Origin of the sequence: Niastella caeni (assembly GCF_004834005.1) — a bacterium.
GTDB classification, from domain to species: domain Bacteria; phylum Bacteroidota; class Bacteroidia; order Chitinophagales; family Chitinophagaceae; genus Niastella; species Niastella caeni.
In genome coordinates, this window is sequence record NZ_STFF01000005.1 from 265661 (window position 1) to 281783 (window position 16123).

Consider the following 16123-nt stretch of genomic DNA (forward strand, 5'->3'; position numbering starts at 1 on the left):
CCAGGCAACGGGAAGCCAATAAGCAATAAGAAAAATGGCAAACATCGGGAATCGGTATTAAACACGATAAACGAATATTATAGAAACAACAAACCCACTAATACTGAGTATAAGTGGGTTTGTTGTTTGGGGCGTTACGGTCGGTTAGTTGGTGGCTACCTATCAAAAAGTTACTTCCGGTTCAATTTTGTCTTCTAACTTATCTGATTTTTTATTGACCAACTATTCCAATCAGTTGTTTGAATTCAGGCTTTAAACAACCGCTCAGCTCTTTATAAGGAATATACAAGAACACTTCTCCAAGAGCATAAGCTGCTATTTCGTAAGGCACATAGTTAAATGCAATGCCTTTAGACGTAAGCATGAAATTATTGCCGGGCGCAATGGTATCATTGAACAGGTATTCAGAAAGTTTCTCTTCCGGCTTTACTTTATACTTTGTACGGAATTTTTTTGCCAGCAATGTACGCAGCGTTTCCCTGCATGCAAGTGTGTCTAATACATCGGTGATGGCCAGCTTATGGTTGTTTACCAGGTCAATGCAGATATATTGAGTGCCGTAATTACCATGAACGCCGCCACCATCTGTATAAATGAATTTCGATAATGTCAGCAATCGTGCATTTCGATATTCTACCTGCACTTTTCTGCTTAATGCATAGGTTGGCGCATCTTCCTCTTTGCCCTGGTTCAAGATTTCATTTTTTTCATTGATCATGATTTTGCCAATGGGCTCCTGGCTCTGCTTTTCATCGAAGGCTTCGTAAATTATTTCTTTTATCAGGTTCGTTGCGGGATGTTTTGAGGAAGCGGCAGGCCATATGGTAGCAGCGTCATATGATAAGGCATCGCGGTTATTTCCATCGCCGGTCAACTTTTTAGAACCCTCTGTGTATATATAGTCAAAAGCCAGCAGATGGCTGTTTTGGGGCAATGCAACCCGGAATGGCAGCATTTTACCTTTATTTTGCCAGGTGCCGGAAAATGAAGAGTCTTTAAAATTTCCCGAGATCTCTTCTGTTACTTCGCCATCCTGGTCATTATGCGCCAGTTTCAGGAACTGGTCTTTTTTAAGAATGCCGTAAACCGCAATAGGCACTTCGGTACTGTTGTAATAATAAATGCCTGAAAACTGCTCATTGATCCGGTACAAATGAAAGGTGACCGGAAATTTGTCGATAGTGCCGGTAAAAAAGTAATAACGGGTAATGACAGGGGCGGCGTTGCTTTTTTGTGCAAGCGCAGCATGAAAGCTGCCAAGGATAAATAAAAGGATAAATGTTTGTCTCATACAGTGTACTGTAAATTAACAGGTAAAATGGATATGATCAAAATCAGTAAGGTTAATTCGTGAGGCCATTACCTTTGTACCACTAAAATAAAGGCCATGTCATCAACTATCGCTGATATACGCAAAGATTATAAACTGAAATCCCTGTTAGAACAGGATGTAGCTCCCGACGCCATTCGCCAGTTCGATACCTGGTGGCAGGAAGCATTGAACAGTGAAATTGATGAAATAAACGCCATGACGCTGGCCACCGCTTCGGTTGATGGTGTACCCGCTGCCCGTATTGTGTTATTAAAGGGCTATGATGAACGCGGATTTGTATTTTTTACCAATTACGACAGCTTTAAAGGAATGCACTTAGCCGAAAACCCACGGGCATGCCTGGTATTTTACTGGAAGGAGCTGGAACGGCAGGTGCGCATAACCGGGTTGGTTGAAAAGACCAGTGCCGATGAAAGCGATGTGTATTTTAACAGTCGCCCCGAGGGAAGCCGCATTGGCGCCTGGGCATCGCCGCAAAGCAAGGTGATTGCGAACAGGGAATGGCTGGATGAACAGGAGAAAAAATACACCAGAGACTTTGCCGCCCAACCGCTAAAAAGGCCGGCTCACTGGGGTGGATACCGCGTAAAACCTATTTCTATTGAATTCTGGCAGGGTCGCCCAAGCCGTTTGCACGACCGGATCCAATATACGTTACAGGGAGATAATACCTGGACAATTGAACGATTGGCTCCTTGAGGGTATGGGAGGGTAAGCTGAATTCGGGAATACAGGAAGCAGAAGTAAGCGGTGTGAAGTAGGCTGTCAGATGGGTATCAGAAGAGTAAAAACAACCTTTTCAGAATATAGGATACAGCAGTAAGACGTATGAAGTACGATTTTGATGTTGTAGTTTAAAGTGGGGGGTAAGAAGTAAAAATTAAATTATAGGGTAATTCTTACTTCTTACCTCCTACTGCTTACTTCTTTTTAGCAGCAGCCTTTTTAACCCTTGCAGGGCGGCTTTTTCCGTATGAACCTTTGAAGGTTTTGCCTTTTTTCGTTTTTTTATCTCCTCTACCCATGTTATTAGATTATTAAGTGAATTATTAAAGTGATGCAAAAATAAAAAAAGCTCCGATACTTCGCATGCAGTAACGGAGCTTTCGTGCGTAAGGCAGTAATTATAATTTAGCCTGCAATTCTTTACCAGCTTTGAAACGGGCAACTTTTTTAGCTTTAATCTTAATCACAGCACCGGTTTGCGGATTACGACCATTGCGAGCTGCTCTTTTTGATACAGAGAATGTACCAAAACCAACCAGGGTAACTTTACCTCCACCTTTTAATGTTTTGGTAACTGCTTCAATAAAAGAATCCAGAGCAGCATTAGCCTGTGTCTTAGTAATGCCTGAATCATCGGCAAGTTTTGCAATTAATTCAGCTTTGTTCATAGTGTGATTTTTTAAGAATTTATGCAGCAACAAATTTAGCCGCTTTTTACTTGAAACAAAATTTTTTGGTCGAAAAATTAACATTTGATAAAGTGCTGAAATCCGCGTGGGATAAGGATTTTAGCAAATTGCAATGTTTTGTAATACGTTTTGTGAATTTATGTTACACGCTGAAACGCAGTACTGGTGTGTGTTTCATGCAATACCGCCTGAAATGCTGTCCTGTAAAGGGTTTCGTGAAATATACAATAAATTTAGCTCTGCCGCACAGGCCATGAAATTAAAATATTCTTATCCACACTCAGTTCACAACCTCCATTACTGTACGGAAAGCAATGAATCTCTCGCCCCACTTATCAAATGCTTTTTGTCGTAATGCAGGTGCAAACTCCTCAATATACCTATAGTAATTCTCCATTGCAGGCGCGAAATATTGTATCACAAACGTCATGCCTTCTGTATCGTCCTGCTCTAATAATCTGAATATTTTCCATTGTGTAAACTGGCCCGACGCCATAATCTCGGGTATATGTTCCTGCTGCTGCCATTGTATCCATTCTTCTTCTATAGCAGGATCGATTTTTACAGTTATGTTATATACAATCATGGAGGTTGACTAAAACAAATTTCACGTAATAATATTGTGACAAACCTGGGAAAAGGTGTAAAATTTACAATTCAAATACTAACTGAGTTCCAGATACACGGGACAATGATCACTGTGTTTTACATCTGGATAAATGTCGGCACTTTTCAAATTACCGCGCAATGATTCGGTAGCTGTGATGTAATCGAGTCGCCAGCCTTTATTCTGTAACCGTACACTGGGAAAACGCTGGCTCCACCAACTATACCGGTTGGGTTCGGGATGAAATACACGAAATGTATCTATCCATCCGCTGTTAAAGAATTTATCCATCCAGGCTCTTTCATTGGGCAAAAAGCCCGAAGTATTCTTATTCCCTTTGGGATCGTGAATATCTATTTCCGTATGGGCAATATTATAATCCCCGCATAAGATCAGTTTGGGATGTTTCTCTTTCAGCGCCTGCAGATAGGTATAAAAATCATCGAGCCACTGGTATTTGAATTCCTGCCGAACATCGCCCGTTGTACCTGAAGGAAAATACGCATTGATGAGCCGGATATCGCCAAAATCGAGCTGTATGATCCTTCCTTCATCATCACTTACGGCATGTTTGTTACCGTATTCAATATTATCGGGTTTTATTTTAGTGAAAACAGCTACGCCACTATATCCTTTTTTAGTTGCGGAGAACCAGTAATCTTCATACCCGCATTCGGTAACCAACAGTCGGTTCACATTATCTTTTGTGGCCTTTGTTTCCTGCAAACAAATAATATCTGCCGGATCAGTTTTTAACCAATCGCAGAAACCCTTGGTCATGGCTGCTCTTATGCCATTCACATTATAACTAATAATGCGCATGATTTTTTCTTTAAATTGGCTGGCAATTTACAATATTGATATGGAAGCAGCTTCAGCCAAGAAAAAGATTGAGCCGATAATACCCCCTAAAGAACAGGTTTATTTGGAAGGTCCTAAAAGCCGCAGCTATGAACTGGCTTTTGCGTGGCGGGTGTTCAAACAATTCATACATGGGTTTCGCAAGCTTCACTTTGTTGGTCCCTGTATAACAGTGTTTGGGTCGGCCCGGTTTAAGGAAGACCATCCTTATTATGAAAGCGCCCGGGAATTTGGTAAACGTATTGCCGATATTGGCTTTACCACTATGACGGGCGGCGGCCCTGGTATTATGGAAGCCGCCAATCGCGGCGCTTTTGAAAATGGCGGTACATCTATTGGCTGTAACATCCGGTTGCCCTTTGAACAACAAGCCAACACATACCTGAATAAGTCCATCACCTTCGAACATTTTTTTGTTCGCAAAGTGTTGTTAGTTAAATATTCTTACGCTTTCATCATTATGCCGGGCGGATTCGGTACCATGGATGAATTTTTTGAAACATTGACCCTGATACAAACAAAAACCATTACCCAGTTCCCTATTGTATTATTCGGTAAAGAATACTACAGCAGTTTGTGGAACTATGCTGAATTCATGGCGCAGCAAGGCACTATCAGCCGGGAAGACATGAAACTGGTTCTGCTTACCGACAGCATCGATGAAGCCATGGAACATATTCAAACCTATATTAACCAGAATTACAAGGTTAAACCACGCAATCGTTACTGGTGGTTCTTTGAAAAAAGGTAGGCAAGCGAATCGCGGGAATTGATCTTTATTGTACTTTCTTACCAGCGGGTAAAGTGATGCCCAGGTTTAAAATAAGCTCGTAGGTACCAAATGCCTGGCGGGCACGTCCTTTATAAACTTTCAGGTGCGAATACCGGGCGTAGTCTATTTTGTTCGCAAACTCCAGGTAAACGTATTTAAAGAAGGTTGCTCTTACAGCGCCTTCTGCGCCTACGTTCCAACCACCAATTTGAAAGCCGGGCTCATTCTTTTCATTGAACAGTTTGTTCTCTACGTGTGGGATCACAGGGCCAATACCGGCTTTACCCAAAAAATCGATCTTGATCTTTTCATTGGGATGCTGATACAATTCCCAGCGTTTTACGATGTTGAACAGTAAAAAATTGGCGCCATTGTTCAGGTAGTAAAAGAATCCATCACCTTCAGACCAATTTACAGAAGAATCAACAGCTTTGCCCTTCATTGTTCCTTTTACACGCGCCTGTTGACGATCGATAATGTACTTGGTGTGATCGAAGTTGATCTCAATGGCCAGGCCTTTTTCTTTGTTGAAGAAATAACCAATACGGTAGTTGTACTGGGGAATGGTCATCGCTTTGCTGAGGAGCCCTTTGTCCCAACCGGGATTGTCGTGAGCGCGAACGTTTTTAAAGGTGTAGTTGTTACCAAGCTCAGGTTGTACAATGTGAAGGTTACTTCTGGTGTACCATTCCTTGTTATAGCCCCAGGAGAAATAGAATTCACCTTTTCGGCCGGAATGTTTGGTTTGAGCTGCTACAATATTAGGCACAAGGATACTTAAAAATGCTATTGCCGTAATAGCATTTCTACGGGAATTACTCATGTTGCTACAGGATTAATCAGGCATTTTCAAGGGAACGGGACCCAAACGAAGATGCTTGTTTTGTTATTGTGAATCAGGCTTAACAAAAGTTATTACGCATCATATTCCAATACGGGACGCAACCAACGTTCAACCTCTTCTAACGGCATGTTCTTGCGGTTGGCATAATCAACCACCTGGTCTTTCTGAATTTTACCTAAACCAAAATACTGGCTTTGCGGGTGTGCAAAATACCAACCGCATATTGATGAGGCAGGATACATAGCCAGCGATTCTGTTAATGTAATGCCGGTTGCCTGCTCACCGCCCAGCAAATGGAATAGTTTATATTTCTCCGTATGATCAGGGCAGGCCGGATAACCCGGCGCCGGTCTGATACCGGAATACGATTCCTTGATCAATTCTTCGTTACTAAAATGCTCCTCTTTCGCATACCCCCAGAATTCTTTTCGCACACGTTCATGCAACAGTTCAGCAAAAGCTTCGGCAAGCCTATCTGCTAACACCTGTAACATGATTTTGTTGTAATCATCGTGATTTTCTATAAACTTTTTTATGTGCGGCTCTATTCCCTGTATAGTAACAGCAAACGCGCCCATGTAATCTGAACCTTCCTCATTTTTTCCTTTAGCGGGCTCAGCCACCGGTTTAACGAAATCGGCTAATGAAAAGTTGGGTTGTCCTTCGGCTTTTTTTAATTGCTGGCGCAAACTTTCCAACCTCGTATTTACTTTTCCGCTTTCATCATATAAGAAAATGGAATCTTTACCATCGCCGCTGGCCGGCCAGAAGCCAATAACGCCGCGGGCGGTTAACCATTTCTCATCAATGATCTTATTCAGCAGAGCATTGGCATCTTCAAATAGTTTGGTAGCTTCTTTGCCTACTTTCTCATCCTGTAATATGGCCGGGAATTTACCATGTAATTCCCAGGCTATGAAGAAGGGGCCCCAGTCGATGTAGTCTTTCAGTTCGTTGAGGTTGTAGTTGTCGAATATCCTGGTACCTGTGAATTGAGGCGTTGGGGGCGTATAACTGTTCCAGTCAATGGCTACCCTGTTTTGTTGCGCCTGTTCAAAAGGAAGGAATTGCTTGGCGGTTTTCTTACTGCCGAAATCGTCGCGCAGCTTTTGGTATTCTTTGCCAATGTTCGCGAGGAAATCGGGCTTCTGTTCATTGCTTAACAACGATCCGGCTACCGTAACACTACGGGAAGCATCCAGCACATGCACAACGCCATTCTCATATTGCGGTGCAATTTTTACAGCCGTGTGCATCCGTGAGGTGGTAGCGCCACCGATCAGCAGGGGCTGGTTCATGTTGCGCCGTTTCATTTCATGGGCTACATGCACCATTTCATCGAGCGATGGGGTAATAAGGCCGCTTAAACCGATAATGTCTACTTTTTCTTTCTGCGCTGTTTCCAGAATCTTATCGGCCGGCACCATTACTCCCAGGTCAATGATGTCGTAACCGTTACAGCCAAGCACAACGCCTACAATATTTTTACCAATATCATGCACATCGCCCTTCACCGTGGCCAATAGAATTTTGGCGGCGCCAGATGTGGCTGCTGCCGCACCCGAATTGCGCAGTTTTTCTTTTTCTTCTTCTATATAAGGGGTGAGAATAGCTACTGATTTTTTCATTACCCGCGCACTTTTCACTACCTGCGGCAAAAACATTTTACCGCTGCCAAACAGGTCGCCCACTACATTCATCCCATTCATTAGCGGCCCTTCAATTACGTCGAGGGGTTTTGGGTATTTTTGCCTGGCTTCTTCCGTATCCTGGTCTATATAGTCTGTAATGCCGTTAATGAGCGCATGTTTCAATCGCTCTTCAACAGAATTACTGCGCCAGGCTTCATTTTTTACTTCTGATTTATCTTTTGCTTTTACTGTTTCGGCAAATTGTATCAACCGGTCGGTAGCATCTTCGCGGCGGTTCTGGATCACATCTTCGCACAGTTCGCGTAATTGCGGTTCTATTTCATCGTATACGATCAACTGACCGGCATTTACAATACCCATATCCATACCGGCTTTAATGGTATGGTACAGGAACACGGCATGCATGGCTTCGCGCACCGGTTCATTACCGCGGAAGGAGAAAGAGATGTTACTTACCCCGCCGCTTATTTTGGCCAGCGGCATTTTTTGCTTAATGATGCGGGTGGCTTCAATAAAGTCAACCGCATAGTTATTGTGCTCTTCAATACCGGTTGCTACGGCAAATATGTTGGGGTCGAAAATTATATCCTGTGGGTCGTAGCCTACTTCTTCGGTCAGGATCTTGTAGGCGCGTTCACAAATGTCGACCCTGCGTTGCAGGGTATCGGCCTGACCATTTTCATCGAATGCCATTACTACAACGGAAGCACCGTACAGCTTACAGATATTCGCTTCGCGAATGAACTTGTCTATTCCTTCTTTCATGGAAATAGAGTTCACGATACACTTACCCTGCACGCACTTTAAACCTGCTTCAATGATCTCGAACTTTGAGCTGTCGATCATAATCGGGATCCTGGCTATATCGGGCTCACTTTGCAACAGGTTTAAAAAGGTGGTCATGGCTTTTACGCCATCCAGCAGGGCATCATCCATGTTTACGTCAAGCACCTGGGCGCCGCTTTCTACCTGCTGACGGGCTACACTCAATGCTTCTTCATACTTGTTTTCCCTGATTAGACGGGCGAATTTCTTGGAACCGGTAACATTGGTGCGCTCACCTACGTTTACAAAGTTCGTCTCCGGGCGAATGACTAAGGGTTCTAAACCCGAAAGCCGCAAGTATGGTTTTATCGTTGTGTTTGCTGGCATGCTTATTTCTTTTTTGGTACAACAAAACCAATCGGTTCTCTGGCCGTAGGTTTTGCATCTTTCGCTACTAATTCCTTTAATATTTTGAAGATGATTTGTATTGACTTCAACACACTCGACAACATGGCTACACCCTGTTCGGTAAATGCGTAGGGTAGTTTTCTTATACCGCCTCTTCCTGTTTTCCTTTCTGTTGCGTTTGATGTCACAATTTGTGACATCAAAGGTTTAAACTCCTCTTCGGTAAGCTGAAACATAAAATCCGGCGGAAACCGGGTTATATTTCTACTACCAGAACTGTTCCTGTTTGATATCGCAAATTGCGATATCAAGTTTCCTGTTATTCCAGCTTGAAGTCACAAATTGTGACCTCAAAAACTTCTTATAACGCCGTTTCCAAAACCGGTAAGGGTCTTGGTTTGAACTGGCGAACATGATCTGCAATGTGCCTGATATGGTCGGGTGTGGTACCGCAACAACCGCCTACGATATTTACAAAACCTTCGCGCGCCCATTCTTCGAGGAAGTGAGCGGTTTGCTCGGGTTGTTCGTCATATTCACCCATGGCATTGGGTAAGCCGGCATTGGGATACGCCGATGTATAGCACGCGGCGATCTGGCTTAACTCTTCAATATGCGGCCGCATTTCCGACGCGCCAAGGGCACAGTTCAACCCAATGGACAGCGGTTTGGCATGCATAACAGAAGTATAAAAGGCTTCCAGTGTTTGTCCGCTCAGGGTACGGCCCGATGCATCGGTAATGGTACCGCTGATCATGATAGGAAGCTCTGGTTTGCCTTCATCAGCAAAGTATTTCTTAATAGCGTAAATGGCGGCTTTGGCGTTGAGGGTATCGAAGATGGTCTCAATCAACAACAGATCTACGCCACCATCTACCAGCCCTTTCACCTGTTCGTAATAGGCGGTCATGGCCTCGTCGAATGTAAGCGCCCTGAAACCGGGGTTGTTTACATCGGGTGATAAGGAAAGTGTTTTATTCAGCGGACCAATAGCCCCGGCCACAAACGCCCGTTCCCGGCCACCTTTATTGGTGGAAGGGTCGGCAAAGAACTCCTGCACGGCTTCTTTGGCGATCTTAGCGGCTTCAAAATTCAATTCATAGGCTAGTGACTCCATGTGGTAGTCGGCCAGTGAAATAACCTGCGCATTGAACGTATTGGTTTCAATGATGTCGGCGCCGGCTGCGAGATATAATTTATGAATGCCTTTGATAATGTCGGGCTGTGTAAGGCATAAAAGGTCGTTGTTACCTTTGAGGTCGCTGGCCCAGTCTTTAAAACGTTCGCCGCGATAATCGGCTTCTTCCAGCTTATGGCGTTGGATCATGGTTCCCATAGCGCCGTCAATGATCAGGATGCGCTCCTGCAGGCATTGTTGTATTGATTTCATGCTGACCTCCTTTTGTTTGGCATAGCGGTTTATGTTGATGAGCATTACCGGCGTATTGTACGCCGTCGTGTGCGATCCCGACATTTGTGTGACAGGCGCAACTAAGCTGATAGCTGTTGCAATCGCCCACTTCCTAATAATGAACCGAACTGGTAAACGTTGGGAAACTGTTTAGAGAGAGTTTCTTGTCGTTTATTAGTTCAGTTTTAGCATCTTACCCGAAGTTATCAGGATGGCGGGATGCCGGTTGTTGCTCTGGATGCATAGGCCGAACAATAAACAAATCCGCCCATGCGGGTGCAAATTTACAGCTTGTTATGTTAATAGCAAATTAGAAGTGATGGTTTGATGGTTTAATGGCTTGATGGTTGGGTTGCTGAAATGCTAATGCTGCACATACTTTTCAACCGGTAGGCGGTTGGTAATGCTGCGGGCAAGGGTCATTTCATCGGCGTATTCCAGCTCGCCACCGAAGGCAATGCCACGGGCAATAGTAGTGATCTTAACCGGTGTTGATTGTAGCTTTTTTTGAATATAGTAGATGGTGGTATCGCCCTGAATATTGGGGTTTAAGGCAAAGATCAGTTCTTCGGTCTTTTCCTTCTCAATACGTTGTACCAGGGGTTCAATGGTAAGCTGGTCGGGGCCAATGCCATCGAGCGGAGAAATGATGCCGCCCAATACATGATACACGCCGCTGAATTGCTGCGTGCTTTCGATGGCAATAACATCGCGGATATTTTCCACAACACAAATGAGCTCCTGTTTGCGTAAGGGATTGGCGCAGATAGAACAGGTAGTAGTATCGGCCACATTAAAACAACGCTCGCAAAATTTAATTTCACGACGCATTTTAAGCACTGCTTCACCAAATGCCTCTACATTACCGGGGTCAAGCTTTAGCAAATGCAGTACCAGCCGCAATGCAGTTTTTTTACCAATACCGGGCAGTTTGGCAAACTCACTCACCGCATTTTCCAACAGAGAAGAAGAAAATTCCATGATACAAAGATACCGAACTGTTTGTGGTTTATGGTTTGTGGTTTGTCGTTGTTCCCGCAATTTATTAGGGCTGACAAATGGTTATTTTTCGCACTTTTTTATTTATAATTCTTAATTCCTTATTCCTCATTTCTGTAACGTAATGTCTACAATATTATCCCAGTTGGCTTTAACGGTTAGTTTACGGCTAATGGGCAATACTTTTTCGGGCTGGCGGCGTTTTTCAAAGAAGGAACCCGCATCCCACACACCATTTTTATTATCATCGTACAAGATGCGGAGATCATATTCGCCGGGAACAAATAATTTGGCGTTGAACTCCCTGGTGGTCATGGGATAGGCAAATTTCACCTCATCGTTTTGCACGAATTGTAAAACGGGGTTTTTGCTGAAGTCAAGGTTTAACAGGCGTAAGCGAACCAGACCATAGTCGCTGGGCTTTTTAGTGCGGAAAGAAAGCGTATCCAGTTTTTGAACCCTGTTGCCAGCAGTATCTTCTGCAAACGCTGAGTCAAGAATAAGGTTGTACTCGGTGTTTTCGGTCCAGCTATAGGTAAGGGTTACTTTTTTATTGCTGGTATCTGTAGTAAAACGATAATTGGCGAGCGGTTCATGTTTTTCGTCTGTAAATTTAACCCTGGTGCTATCGAAATTTTTGAGTGGTGTAGGGAACCTGAATTCAAACTGGCTTAACAGGTCTAATTCATTATTGGTCAGGTTGGTCTCGAACCGCAGGTTAGTATTCTCTTTGCCATTCTTTCTGGCTGCAGGCCGGCCTGGCTGTATGGCCGGTTTGCTTTTACCTTTGTCTTTCTCTTCTTCTTTTTCCAGGTAGGCATATAATGTAACCGGTTTGGGTGATGTGCTGGGTGTTACCCGTTCATCGGCAAACGCAAACAACTGGGTATTGCTGAGGTAGCGTCGCTGACCGCCTTCATCTTTCAGTGCAAACAAGGCAAAAGAGCCGGAAGGCAAATTGCTGAAAGCAAAGTTGCCATCTTTATCTACACGGGCTACATAGCGGGGTTTTTCTTTAATAACAGCCGAATCGTCCTGGCTGGTGTGCAACATAACAATAAGGGTGGAATCGGTTTTACCGGTCTCGGCAATGATCACTTTACCGGTAAGCTCTAATGAATCGAGGCTGCTGCCGGTTGTAAACAGGTAGGTGAAGTTCTTTAAGATATTTCCTTCGTTTATGTCTTTTATGGCATTGCCAAAGTCGATGGAATAGGTGGTATTGGGTTGAAGGGTATCTTTAACGGTTATCGTTACGGTACGTAGTTTCGACTCTATCACCGGGTTTACTTTGGGCACCGGCGATACCAGCAGGTTTTCCTGTACATTATCTAACTGAACGAATTCATCGAATTCTATAACGATCTTTTTACCGGTAAAATTCTTAGCTGAATCGCGGGGGTTCATGTGTACCAGTCGGGGTGGTACGGAATCGCGGGGGCCGCCCATGGGAGGTACTATATTGGCACAACCTGTTTGCACAAGGGTAGAAGGAAGCAGCGCAATGATCAAAAGGAACGGTGACACTATTTTTAATAAAGAAGCATACTTCATAAGGCCGCAAACTTAAGCCGTTTATTGGCAAATGTTGCTTCAAAAGACGTTAAATCGGGTGAAAAGAGTTACCGGTTGCCAGGTGCCGGTTGCCGGGCTTTATTCGGGACTTATTATTTTTTGGTTACAAGTTCCAGGTTTCAGGTTACAGGGTTTCTCATTTGGGGTTACTGTTATCTAAAGGGCCTTGTAACCTGTAACGGGCTTTACCCCTCTTCCTCCTCGGTCAGATCGTGCAGGGCAATGGCCATATTATTGGTTTTTACAAAGTTGCACCAATGGCAGTCTTCCTTGCCGCAACCAATGTAAAACTCCCGGTTCTGGATCTTTTGCCATACCGTAACTATTTGTTGCGAAACGGTGGTAATATCCGGCTGGGTAATGATCACTTTTTCCTTGCGGTATACCTTCTTCTTATCGGGCTCAATAAAATCGAATTCGGTACTGATCACCTGCCAGTCGCGGCTTTCATAATTATCAACCAGTATTTTGTAAAATACTGCCTGGCGCCAGTAATCGCCGCCATTGGGTTCTTTTTCATTGGGCGGCTGCAGTTTGGCTTTGGCTTTATCGGGGTCGCCGGTTTTATAATCTACGATGTTCACCTGTTTGCCATCGAATTCCAGTTTATCGAGCTTGCCTTTGAGGGGAACACCGTTCACTACAATGTTACGGATGTTCTTTTCCACGGTAACGATCCGGTTCCAACTGTGGATGTATTTGTCGTAATAGTTTGTGAGAACTTCATGGCCATATTCGAGGCGGCGGTCGAACTGCTGCCGGGTAAAGTTTTCGCGGTGGCGGTGCATGTACCAGTTAAAATCGTCTATAAACTCCAGCTTGCCCGGGAACACATTCTTGTTTTCCCTCATTTTTTCAAACAACCGTTGCAGGGCATGGTGAATGGCCGAACCAAATTCGGTAGCTTCATTCTTGGGTGATGGAATGCGCAACAGGTTTTTGAAATAGAACTCGAGCGGACATTTCAAATAATTGTTCAACGCCGTAACGTTCATCACAAAGCGATCGAGCAGGGCGCTGATAAAGTCTTCTTCAATGCGGCCGATCTCCGGCGCTTCTGCTTCGGCAAATTGCACCATTTGAAATTCGGTAAGCACCTCATCGCTGATAAATACTTTTTCTACCGGCAGGTGATGGTGTTCCTGTATTTCGGCAAGGAACATAGACGGCTCCAATTCCTTCCCATCATTTTTATGGCGGCTATAGCTAATGAATAAATGTTGTTCAGCGCGGGTAATGGCTACGTAGAAGAGGCGACGGAGCTCTTCATTGTCTCCCTGGGTTCCTGCGGCAGCACCCGCTACACTTGACGTTGCAGAAAATATATTATCGGGGATCTTATAACCCCCACCGGGCTTGCGTTTCTTTTCCCAGAAGGAAGCATTGCTTCCGGCAATAAATACATATTCAAATTCCAGCCCCTTGGAGCCATGCGCTGTAAGCAGGTTTACCCCTTTATCATTACCGCTTACCTGAACAAGTGGTAATGGCAACCCTTCTTTTTCCATGAGGTCAAAGATCTCTACCAGGTCAATCAGCTTTATTAAAGGGTTGCGGTGGGTTTCTTCTTTAACAAAATCAAACAGGGCGGTTAGCACCTGCATCATCCACGGTTTCTCGGGATTTTGCATGATGTTGTTGAGCACACCCGTTTTGCGGATCAGATTTTCGATCAGCACTGGTAACGTTACATTGGGTACCGCCGCAATGAGTTTTTCCAGTGCTTTTATCGCCTGTTGTAAACCGGGATGCAGGCCCTTGCTGAACAGATCGGCAGGCGGTGTGTTGGCCTTATCGTTCAATAAGCGACGTAACGAAGTTTTGTTATTGCCAAATTGCCGGTCGGCCACTTCAATGCTTAGCTTGGCAATTTCAACCGGCGGAATATTGAACCAGTCGAAGTGTAGTATTTCAAACAGCATTTCATCGCCGCCATAAGGTATATCATGTTCGGCGGCGATGTATTTGATAACCAGGATTATTTTTCGGGCGAGCGGTTCCTGCAGCAGGTTCAAATGACGTTTGCTGTATACCGGTATGTCCCGTAACTGGAAGTATTGATTTAGCTCTTCGCCATATTTATTCTCCCGGTAAATGATGCTGATCCTTCCCGGCAACACGCCCTGCGCCAGCAGGCGCTGTACCTGCATGGTAATATCGATCATTTCGTGCCGCTGCGTTTCGTATTCCCTTATTTCAGGAATGGCTTCCATTTGTGCGGTTGTTCTGAAACGCGGATGCGCCGATTTAAGATTTTTGCTGAGGCCCTCAATTTGTTTAACCAACCGCTCGTGGTTATTATTGATGAGCGTCATGGAAACATTCAGGATGGGTTGGGAAGAACGATAGTTGTTGGTTAACACAACGGTGAGCAGGTCTTGCTTGTATGAATTGGCAAACTGCAACATATTCTCTACGTTGGCGCCCTGGAAGCGGTAAATACTTTGGTCGTCGTCGCCCACAACAAAGACGTTGGGCACCTCCCAATAGCTGATCAATAATTTTACCAGTTGGTTTTGTGTACCGCTGGTATCCTGGTATTCATCAACCAGTATGTATAAGAATTGTTCCTGGTAACGGTTTAATAAAGTGGGGTTTTCTTCAAATGCTTTGATCACCCAGTTGATCATATCGTCAAAGTCGTACCGGTTGCGGCTGCGCATCAATTGCTGAAAACGATCGAACTCGTTTACGGCAGCCCGCAGTTTTTCCATCTTCTCTTTTTCTTCTTCTAACTTATCCTTCTTCAGATCACCGGCCTTGAATTGCTTGTACGCTCTTTTATATATAAAGTCTTCGCGGGTAGGCAGGTCGGCCAGCCATGCATCGATGCGTTCATTGATAAATGCGGGCGACCAGCCTTCGCGTTTCATAGTGCTGAACAGCGATTGCAGGTTATGAATTTCGTAGTATACGTCGCCCCGGTAGCGTTTGAGGGGGTGATTTTTAGGGAAAGTATCTATCAGGTGTTTGAACAGATCGATCTTTTCAAGGTCTGAAACAGGATCGAGCGCGGTCTTCTCAAAAAGCGACAGGTTCTCCTGGATGATATCATTGCAGAAAGCGTGAAAAGTATAGATGTTCACCCGGTATGCGTCGGGGCCTATAAATGAGGATAACCGTCTGCGCATAGCCACTACGCCGGCATCGGTATAAGTAAGGCACAAAATATTTTGGGGTTGTGAATCTGTTTCGAGCAGGATCTTGCCAATACGGCTGGCAAGGATTTGTGTTTTTCCGGTTCCGGGCCCGGCGATAACCATTACGGGTCCTTCTATTGTATCGACGGCAAGCCTTTGCTGATCATTCAGCTTCTGGTATTCCTCAACAAATTTCTGATTAAGGCGCTCCCTATTCACGCTCATTAACCAAAGATAACGAAGGGTAAATGAATACGCTGCTGGCCTAATATGATAACGGGCTTATGTTCAGAAACACTTTTTAAATGTGCAAAAGTTTTCAGTTTTTTAATCTGGCTGGT

The 16123-nt window shown here is 44.4% G+C and carries 14 protein-coding genes; 2 read left to right on the forward strand and 12 right to left on the reverse strand.

From position 1 onward, the window contains the following. Positions 1-211: 211 nt before the first annotated feature. Positions 212-1291 (reverse strand): RsiV family protein, encoded by a 1080-nt coding sequence (locus tag FAM09_RS18840; RefSeq protein WP_136578690.1) that lies wholly within the window; start codon positions 1289-1291, stop codon positions 212-214. 96 nt (positions 1292-1387) lie between these two features. Here FAM09_RS18840 and pdxH point away from each other — a divergent pair, with 96 nt between their 5' ends. Continuing rightward, on the forward strand, positions 1388-2032 hold the full coding sequence (pdxH, locus tag FAM09_RS18845; RefSeq protein ID WP_136578691.1) for a pyridoxamine 5'-phosphate oxidase: 645 nt from the start codon (positions 1388-1390) through the stop codon (positions 2030-2032). A 221-nt stretch (positions 2033-2253) separates the two neighbouring features. Here the strand turns inward: pdxH and FAM09_RS31600 are convergent, their stop codons facing one another. The 4 genes from FAM09_RS31600 to FAM09_RS18865 all read right to left on the reverse strand — a co-directional run bounded on the left by FAM09_RS31600 (position 2254) and on the right by FAM09_RS18865 (position 4177). Beyond that, positions 2254-2358 (reverse strand): 30S ribosomal protein THX, encoded by a 105-nt coding sequence (locus FAM09_RS31600; RefSeq protein ID WP_136578692.1) that lies wholly within the window; start codon positions 2356-2358, stop codon positions 2254-2256. Positions 2359-2457: 99 nt separating this feature from the next. Next, positions 2458-2811: an HU family DNA-binding protein gene (locus FAM09_RS18855; RefSeq protein ID WP_165920396.1), complete on the reverse strand. Its 354-nt coding sequence runs from the start codon at positions 2809-2811 to the stop codon at positions 2458-2460. 217 nt (positions 2812-3028) lie between these two features. Further along, positions 3029-3334, reverse strand: coding sequence for a DUF4286 family protein (locus FAM09_RS18860; RefSeq protein ID WP_136578693.1), 306 nt, complete (start codon positions 3332-3334; stop codon positions 3029-3031). 78 nt (positions 3335-3412) lie between these two features. Next, on the reverse strand, positions 3413-4177 hold the full coding sequence (locus FAM09_RS18865; protein WP_136578694.1) for an exodeoxyribonuclease III: 765 nt from the start codon (positions 4175-4177) through the stop codon (positions 3413-3415). On the opposite strand from FAM09_RS18865, the gene FAM09_RS18870 reads away from it, so the two are divergent. Then, positions 4176-4967 (forward strand): LOG family protein, encoded by a 792-nt coding sequence (locus tag FAM09_RS18870; protein WP_243751717.1) that lies wholly within the window; start codon positions 4176-4178, stop codon positions 4965-4967. The two genes, FAM09_RS18865 and FAM09_RS18870, sit on opposite strands and share 2 nt — an antisense overlap. A 25-nt stretch (positions 4968-4992) precedes the next feature. On the opposite strand, the gene FAM09_RS18875 is transcribed toward FAM09_RS18870, so the two are convergent. The 7 genes from FAM09_RS18875 to FAM09_RS18905 all read right to left on the reverse strand — a co-directional run bounded on the left by FAM09_RS18875 (position 4993) and on the right by FAM09_RS18905 (position 16007). Beyond that, positions 4993-5811 (reverse strand): hypothetical protein, encoded by an 819-nt coding sequence (locus FAM09_RS18875; protein ID WP_136578695.1) that lies wholly within the window; start codon positions 5809-5811, stop codon positions 4993-4995. Positions 5812-5903: 92 nt separating this feature from the next. Continuing rightward, positions 5904-8636 (reverse strand): methionine synthase, encoded by a 2733-nt coding sequence (gene metH / locus FAM09_RS18880; RefSeq protein WP_136578696.1) that lies wholly within the window; start codon positions 8634-8636, stop codon positions 5904-5906. A gap of 2 nt (positions 8637-8638) precedes the next feature. Beyond that, positions 8639-8968, reverse strand: a complete 330-nt coding sequence (locus FAM09_RS18885; protein ID WP_262711666.1) for an ORF6N domain-containing protein — start codon at positions 8966-8968, stop codon at positions 8639-8641. A 50-nt stretch (positions 8969-9018) separates the two neighbouring features. Further along, positions 9019-10047 (reverse strand): homocysteine S-methyltransferase family protein, encoded by a 1029-nt coding sequence (locus tag FAM09_RS18890; RefSeq protein ID WP_136579027.1) that lies wholly within the window; start codon positions 10045-10047, stop codon positions 9019-9021. A gap of 384 nt (positions 10048-10431) precedes the next feature. Further along, a complete protein-coding gene (recR, locus tag FAM09_RS18895; protein ID WP_136578698.1) occupies positions 10432-11049 on the reverse strand; it encodes a recombination mediator RecR in 618 nt (205 codons plus the stop codon). A gap of 126 nt (positions 11050-11175) precedes the next feature. Beyond that, complete coding sequence (locus FAM09_RS18900) at positions 11176-12621, reverse strand: Ig-like domain-containing protein (protein ID WP_136578699.1); 1446 nt, start codon at positions 12619-12621, stop codon at positions 11176-11178. 206 nt (positions 12622-12827) lie between these two features. Beyond that, positions 12828-16007 (reverse strand): ATP-dependent helicase, encoded by a 3180-nt coding sequence (locus FAM09_RS18905; protein ID WP_136578700.1) that lies wholly within the window; start codon positions 16005-16007, stop codon positions 12828-12830. Between the last annotated feature and the right edge of the window lie 116 nt (positions 16008-16123).

Excerpts from the sequence above, each read along its gene's own strand:
- FAM09_RS18840 (WP_136578690.1), bottom strand. The coding sequence starts at position 1,291 with ATGAGACAAACATTTATCCTTTTATTTATCCTTGGCAGCTTTCATGCT.
- pdxH (WP_136578691.1), top strand. The coding sequence starts at position 1,388 with ATGTCATCAACTATCGCTGATATACGCAAAGATTATAAACTGAAATCC.
- FAM09_RS31600 (WP_136578692.1), bottom strand. The coding sequence starts at position 2,358 with ATGGGTAGAGGAGATAAAAAAACGAAAAAAGGCAAAACCTTCAAAGGT.
- FAM09_RS18855 (WP_165920396.1), bottom strand. The coding sequence starts at position 2,811 with ATGTTAATTTTTCGACCAAAAAATTTTGTTTCAAGTAAAAAGCGGCTA.
- FAM09_RS18860 (WP_136578693.1), bottom strand. The coding sequence starts at position 3,334 with ATGATTGTATATAACATAACTGTAAAAATCGATCCTGCTATAGAAGAA.
- FAM09_RS18870 (WP_243751717.1), top strand. The coding sequence starts at position 4,176 with ATGATTTTTTCTTTAAATTGGCTGGCAATTTACAATATTGATATGGAA.
- FAM09_RS18865 (WP_136578694.1), bottom strand. The coding sequence starts at position 4,177 with ATGCGCATTATTAGTTATAATGTGAATGGCATAAGAGCAGCCATGACC.
- FAM09_RS18875 (WP_136578695.1), bottom strand. The coding sequence starts at position 5,811 with ATGAGTAATTCCCGTAGAAATGCTATTACGGCAATAGCATTTTTAAGT.
- metH (WP_136578696.1), bottom strand. The coding sequence starts at position 8,636 with ATGCCAGCAAACACAACGATAAAACCATACTTGCGGCTTTCGGGTTTA.
- FAM09_RS18890 (WP_136579027.1), bottom strand. The coding sequence starts at position 10,047 with ATGAAATCAATACAACAATGCCTGCAGGAGCGCATCCTGATCATTGAC.
- recR (WP_136578698.1), bottom strand. The coding sequence starts at position 11,049 with ATGGAATTTTCTTCTTCTCTGTTGGAAAATGCGGTGAGTGAGTTTGCC.
- FAM09_RS18900 (WP_136578699.1), bottom strand. The coding sequence starts at position 12,621 with ATGAAGTATGCTTCTTTATTAAAAATAGTGTCACCGTTCCTTTTGATC.
- FAM09_RS18905 (WP_136578700.1), bottom strand. The coding sequence starts at position 16,007 with ATGAGCGTGAATAGGGAGCGCCTTAATCAGAAATTTGTTGAGGAATAC.